We start from the raw sequence: 6466 nt of genomic DNA, 5'->3' as shown, positions 1-6466 counted from the left end.
CGGCGCTCGCCCCGCAGGCGGTCGCGCCCAGCAGCACGGCGGTGGTGGCCAGCGCGACGCCTATGCCGCCGTTCTTGATCCTGCCCCTGGCGAGGCCCCTGCGCGTGCGCGTGCCCATTCCGTACTCCACTCCGTCATGTGCCGTCATGTGCCGTCATGTGTCCCACGACGCCATGTGTCCCAGGACCTGACATCCGCCGCCATTGCCGCCCCCGTACCCATAGAGACATGAACCATGGCAAAGCGGTTGCAACGCACACGTAAAGCAACGGCCAAAACGGCGGGTGCGGACCCGTGAGGGCCCGCACCCGCCGCAGGGGTGTCCGGTCGGTCACACGTCCGCGATCGGGGCCCGCCCCTGCTCCTGCTTCTGGGCGACGGGCAGGAACGTGGCGATCACGAACTTGTAGAACGCGGCGCCGACCAGTCCGCCGACGAGCGGGGCGACGATCGGGATCCACCAGTAGAAGTTGCCGTACTGGTCCCGCCAGGCCGTGTCGTACCCGGTGATGAAGCTCGCGAGGCGGGGGCCGAAGTCACGGGCCGGATTGATCGCGTATCCGGCGTCGGCGCCCCACGCCATGCCGATGGCGACCACGAGCAGGCCCGTGATCAGCGCGCCGAGGTTGGCGCCGGGGGGCGTGTTCAGCAGGTCGGTGATGGCGAAGATGACCATCACCAGGAGCGCCGTACCGATGACCTGGTCGCGGAACGCGCCGTACTCACTGACCGGCAGCACTCCGTTGCCGGGGAGGGTCGAGAAGACCGTCTGGGTCTTGAACGTGTGACCCGGGTCGAACTTCGCCAGGATCTCCGTGTAGTTCCAGCGCACCAGCAGGGCCGCGCAGAACGCGCCCAGCGTCTGGGCGAAGGCGTACGGCGCCACCTTGCGCCACGCGAAGCCGCGGAAGACCGCGAGGGACAGCGTCACCGCGGGGTTGAGATGGGCGCCGCTGACCCGGGCCGCCACGTACACACCGAGCATGACGCCGAAGCCCCATGCCCAGGCGATGCTGTCGTGGTCGCCGAGGTTCGGTGCCTGCACCTGTGCCACCACGCCGCATCCGAACATGATGAGGATGAACGTGCCGGCGAACTCCGCGGCCATCTCCCCGACGAGGGTGTTCCTCAATCCCTTTGCCATGAGCGCCTGCCTCCACCTAGTTCCGAGCCGCGGTCATGACCAAATAAGCATGAAACGGTCATGTCGGCAGAGTGGTGGAGGCATATGAGTGACTGTCGGCCCTCGGAGGGCGACGGGGGCGCTCACCCGGGGCGCTCGCGCGTGAGGCCCGGCCGGAGCCGGGCCTCACGTGCGACGCGGGGTCACTCGCCCTTGCGGGCGGCCCAGAACTCGTCGAAGGTCAGCAGGCCGTCGCCGTTGGCGTCATGGGCGTTGATGACGGCCTGCGCCACGGTCTCCGTGACGTGGAAGTCCCCGAGCTGCGCCATGGCGCTCTTGTACTCCACGGCCGTGATGAGTCCGTCGCCGTCGGCGTCGAACCGGTCGAATGCCTTACGCGCGTCGTCGATGTCCGCCACTGTGTCCGCCCCTTCGTTCATGCTGTGTTGACGGACCCAGATTATCCGCCCGCACTCACCCGAACGGCGGCAGCCCGCGCGGCGGGCGGCGGCGCGCCCCGGTCAGCCGCGCCAGGGGCGGTAGTGCGGGTTGTCCACGCACTCCGTCATGATCTCGACCTTCTTCTTCCTGTCCACCGGGCACGCGCCGACGATGTGTTCGCGGGCGATCCCCCCGATGAAGGCGACCTCTTCCTGGGACGCCCACTTGTGGGTGTTCCCGATGGTCCTGTTGACGTCGATCCCGCCGGGGGCGTCGACGTAGTAGTTGAAGCCGCTCTTCCACTGCTTGTACAGGTCGTGGTCGAAGGTGGTGGAGACGTACGGGGAGTCCTGGTTGACGAGCACGTACTTCTCGATATCGTACTGCCCGTCGAGCGGCGCCTTGGGGTGGAAGCCCTGTTCGAAGATGACCGCCGGCGCGCGGCCGTCGGCGCGGTACAGCTGCCGGCAGTCGGAGCGCCAGGCGGGCTCGGGGGTGATCCGGCTGAGGTCGACCCGGCGGTCCGCCGCGGCGAAGAGCGGGTCGTAGAGGACGGGACAGGACGCGGGGGCCGCCAGGGCGGCGGGGGCGGCGGTCACGGCCGTGGGAGCGGCGGTACGGGGCGCGGCGGGCGCGGCCTCGGTGACCGAGGCGGGGACCAGTACGGCGGTGACGGACAGGGCGAGGGCGGCGGCCCGGCGCCGCAGACGAGTGGAGATCATGGGGAGCACCCTCCCGCCCCTGCGGTGGCCGTAGGGGGACCGTCACCCGAACGGCGGCGTGTTGCTGTCGAACTCCTGCCATCGAGTGGCGAGTTGCGGCCAAGGGAAGTCACCCGGGTGGCCCAGGGGGAGGGGGTGTGCGAAGTGTGGCGTGCGCCGGGGGAGGTCTCAGGGGACCTGGCGGTCGGCGACGCGCATCTCGAACCAGGTCGTCTTGCCCCGGGGAAGGAGGTCCACACCCCACCGGTCGGACAGCTTGTCCACCAGGAAGAGGCCCCGCCCGCTGGTGTCCATTTCCTGCACCGGCATCAGACAGGGCAGTCCGCGCGACGGGTCGCGCACCTCGATCCGGATCCAGCCACGGCGACGGACCATGCGTAACCCGAAGACCCGCGCGCCCGTGTGGCGCACCGCGTTGCCGACGAGTTCGGAGACGAGCAGCACCGCCTGCTCCGCCGTCTGCGGGGAGAGGGCCCACTGGTGCAGCACCACGGTGTGGGTGATCTTCCGGGCGGCCGAGGCGGACTCCGGGCGGGACGGGAGCCGCACCTCGCCGTCCGTCGGATTGCCGTACAACTCCAGGGCTTTGAGCGCCTGTTCGTCCTCGGCGGCCGGAATCCGACGCGCAGCGGTCGCACTGCCGCGTTGCCGCGGCTGCTCCACACCCTCCAGGCCCGCCATGTCTCCCATCATGGCTGCCCGGCGCCGCCCCCGGGGGCGTTCCGGGGGATTCAACCCCCCGGAATGAGTCATTCCAGGCAGGGCGTCTGGCATATGCCTAAGGCATCAGACGTCCGCCGACAGCCACCCTGACCTGGGATGACAACCCGCATTCAGATGATCACCAACAGCGATCGGGGCTTTTTTCTTAAGGCTCTTTTAAGGTTGGGATAAGCCGTGCACGCGGTTGACGAAACGGGGAGCCGCGGGCCCGGGGCGCGGGATCAGAGGAAGCGCGCCTTGCCGGGGCCGTCCTCCACGAACGAGCGCATGCCGCGCTCCCGGTCCTCGGTCGCGAACAGGCTTGCGAACCAGGTGCGTTCGATCGCGAGGCCCGTCTCCAGGTCCGTCTCCAGACCCGCGTCCACGCTCTCCTTGGCCGCCCGCAGCGCGAGCGCGGGCCCCTGGGCGAGCGCGGCGGCCCACGCGTGCGCCTGCTCGTACACCTCGGCCGCCGGGACCACCCGGTCGACCAGACCGATCGCGAGGGCCTCGTCGGCCCGTACCTGACGGCCCGTGAAGATGAGGTCCTTGGCACGGGAGGGGCCGATCAGCCGGGCGAGCCGCTGGGTGCCGCCGGCGCCCGGGATGAGCCCCAGCAGGATCTCGGGCTGGCCCAGCTTCGCGTTGTCGGCGGCGATCCGGTAATCCGCGCAGAGCGTCAGCTCGCAGCCCCCGCCGAGCGCGTAGCCGGTGACGGCCGCGACGACGGGCTTGGGGATGCGGGCGACGGCGGTGAACGCCTCCTGGAGGGCCCGGGAGCGCAGGATCATGGCCGCGTGGTCCATGTCCCGCATCTCCTTGATGTCGGCGCCGGCCGCGAAGACCTTCTCGCCGCCGTACAGGATCACGGCCCGTACGTCGTCGCGCCGGCCGGCCTCCTCGGCCAGCTCGCGCAGCCGGTCCTGGATCGAGACGTTCAGCGCGTTCATCGGGGGACGGTCGAGCCGGATCGTGCCGACGCCGTCGGAGACTTCGAGGTTCACGGTAGCCATGCGTGGCAGGTTAACGAAGATTAACGCGAACGGGCCCGGTGCACTTGGTCACAGTGCGCCGGGCCCGGCCGTTCGAGGAGTGGCGGTACGTACGGGGGGAGCTACTTCGTCCACTCCGCCCAGGACATGTTCCAGCCGTTGAGGCCGTTGTCCGGGGCGATCTGCTTGTCCTTCGAGTTCTTGACGATCACCACGTCGCCGATGATCGACTGCTCGAAGAACCAGGCGGACGGGGTGCCGTTCTTGCCGCCGCCCCTGACGTCCCGCAGCCCCACGCAGCCGTGGCTGACGTTGGCGGAGCCGAACGTCCCCGAGGACGCCCAGTAGTTGCCGTGCACGAAGGTGCCGGAGGTGGACAGCCGGATCGCGTGCGGCACGTCCTTGATGTCGTACTCGCCGCCGAAGCCGACGGTCGCGCCGTTCATCCGCGTGACCTCGTACTTCTCACTCATCACCATCTGGCCGTTGTACGTGGTGGTCGACGGCGCGCCCGCGGTGATCGGGATGTTCTTGATCTGCTTGCCGTCCCGCACGACCTTCATCGTGTGGGCGCGCGCGTCGACCGTCGAGACCTGGCTGCGGCCGATGGTGAACGAGAACGACTTGGCCTGCTCGCCGTAGACGCCCGGCCGTCCCTCGACCCCGTCGAGGTTGAGTTCGACGGTCACCTTCGTGCCCGCGGCCCAGTACTTCTCGGGCCGGAAGTCCAGCCGGTCGTTGCCGAACCAGTGGCCCTCGACGGGTACGGACGGCTCCGCCGTCACCGTGATGGCCTTCTCGACGGCGTCGGGCTCGGTGATGCCCCGGGAGAAGTTGATGGAGACCGGCATGCCGACGCCGACGGTCGAACCGTTCTCCGGCGTGTACTGGCCGATGAACGTGTTCTGCGGCACGAGCGTCGTGAAGGTGGTGTCCTTGGCGGACTCCCGGCCGTCGGCGTCCTTGGCTATCGCGTGCACCTTGTACTTGGTCGAGCCGGCGAGGTGCTGGGTCGGTTCCCAGTCGGCGCCGTCGGGGGTGAGCTTCCCCTCGACCTCGTTGCCCTTGTCGTCCTTGACGGTGACCGAGGTCAACGTGCCCTTGTCGGCGGAGACCTTGAGGACCCCGGTGGTCGCGACCGCCTTGGAGCCGTCCTTCGGGGCGACCGTCACGACCGCGACGGACGCCGCGTTGGCCACCGCCGCCGCGCCCTTGGCGCCGCCCTTGTCACCGGAGGCGCCCTTGTCGGCGCCGTCGTCCCCGCCCCCGCACGCGGTGACCACCAGGAGCACTCCTCCCAGCGCCAGCGCCAGCAGTCCGCGCTTCCCGCGCCCCCGCCGTCCGTCCTGTCCGCGGCCCCGCGGCCCGCGGACCGGTCCCGCCGATGTCCCCGATATCGGCAAGCCGTTCACCATGGTCGTCTCCCCTCGCACGGCCTGGCCCCGCCACGGCCCGTACTCTCGCGCGCCGATTGCCCGCGCCCAGCGTCAGACAATCACATCGCATGCATGGGGAAGATCTCGTGATTGTCACCGTTCCGTCCCAACGGGCGCAGGCCGTCCGCCCCGACGGGCGCAGGTCAGCGGAGTGCGGAGCCCTTCCCCCACTCCGCCCACTCCATGTTCCAGCCGCCGAGTCCGTTGTCGGGAGCCACGATCCGGTCACGTGAGTGGACGACCTCCACGACGTCCCCGATCAGGGTCCGGTCGAAGAACCAGCCCGCCGGGGTCTCCTCGCCGCCGCCCTTGACGTCCAGCAGCCCGACACACCCGTGGCTGACGTTGGCGGAGCCGAACGTGGCGGGCGCGGCCCAGTAGTTGCCGTGCAGGAAGGTCCCCGAGGTCGTCAGCCGGATCGCGTGCGGCACGTCCTTGATGTCGTACTCCCCGCCGAAGCCGACCGTCCTGCCGTCCATGCGGGTGACGTCGTGCAGCTCCGTGACGACCATCTTCCCGTTGTACGTGGGGGTCTTGGCGGCGCCTGCCGTGATCGGCAGGGTCGAGACCAGCTCGCCGTCGCGCCGTACCTCCATCGTGTGCTTCTCCGCGTCCACCAGAGAGATCTGCGACCGGCCCACGGTGAAACCGGTCGTCCGCTCCTGGATGCCGAGGACGCCCGGCGCGCCCTCGACGTCCCGCAGCCGCACGGCGACGGTGACCTCGGTGCCCGGGGCCCAGTACTCGCGTGGCCGGAAGTCGAGCCGCTCGTCGCCGAACCAGTGGCCGACGACCTCCACCGGCGGGTCGGCGGTGACCTCGATGGCCCGCTCGACGGCCGCGCGGTTCCGGATCGCCCGGTTGAAGTCGAACGAGACGATCATCCCGGCGCCGACGGTGGAGCGGTTCTCGGGCGAGAAGTAGCCGATGAAGCGGTCCTTGGGGACGGCCGTCGTGAAGGTGCTGTGCCGGGCGGAGCGCCGGCCCGCGCCGTCCACGGCGACCGCGTCCACGCTGTACCTGGCCGAGGGCGCGACCCGGGCGCCGTCA

The 6466-nt window shown here is 70.0% G+C and carries 7 protein-coding genes; all 7 read right to left on the bottom strand.

Annotation, left to right across the window (positions count from 1 at the left end; translation table 11 throughout):
• Positions 1-331: 331 nt before the first annotated feature.
• Entirely contained in the window at positions 332-1144 is an 813-nt protein-coding gene (locus GT042_RS15875) for an MIP/aquaporin family protein (protein ID WP_161309365.1), read from the bottom strand.
• A 182-nt stretch (positions 1145-1326) separates the two neighbouring features.
• Complete coding sequence (locus GT042_RS15870; RefSeq protein WP_161309364.1) at positions 1327-1542, bottom strand: EF-hand domain-containing protein; 216 nt, start codon at positions 1540-1542, stop codon at positions 1327-1329.
• 102 nt (positions 1543-1644) lie between these two features.
• Positions 1645-2286, bottom strand: coding sequence for an ADP-ribosyltransferase (locus tag GT042_RS15865; RefSeq protein ID WP_161309363.1), 642 nt, complete (start codon positions 2284-2286; stop codon positions 1645-1647).
• 168 nt (positions 2287-2454) lie between these two features.
• Complete coding sequence (locus GT042_RS15860; protein ID WP_161309362.1) at positions 2455-2979, bottom strand: ATP-binding protein; 525 nt, start codon at positions 2977-2979, stop codon at positions 2455-2457.
• A 251-nt stretch (positions 2980-3230) separates the two neighbouring features.
• The gene (locus GT042_RS15855; protein WP_161309361.1) at positions 3231-4001 is read right to left on the bottom strand and encodes an enoyl-CoA hydratase-related protein; all 771 of its coding nucleotides are present in this window, start codon (positions 3999-4001) and stop codon (positions 3231-3233) included.
• A 101-nt stretch (positions 4002-4102) separates the two neighbouring features.
• On the bottom strand, positions 4103-5392 hold the full coding sequence (locus GT042_RS15850; protein WP_345943786.1) for an Ig-like domain-containing protein: 1290 nt from the start codon (positions 5390-5392) through the stop codon (positions 4103-4105).
• 167 nt (positions 5393-5559) lie between these two features.
• Positions 5560-6466: Ig-like domain-containing protein (locus GT042_RS15845; protein WP_161309359.1), on the bottom strand; the 907-nt coding region annotated here is incomplete at its 5' end.

Origin of the sequence: Streptomyces sp. SID3212, assembly GCF_009865405.1 — a bacterium.
In the GTDB taxonomy this organism is placed as follows: domain Bacteria; phylum Actinomycetota; class Actinomycetes; order Streptomycetales; family Streptomycetaceae; genus Streptomyces.
The sequence above is the reverse complement of the archived record's forward strand: the minus strand, read 5'-3'. Positions and strand labels throughout refer to the sequence as shown.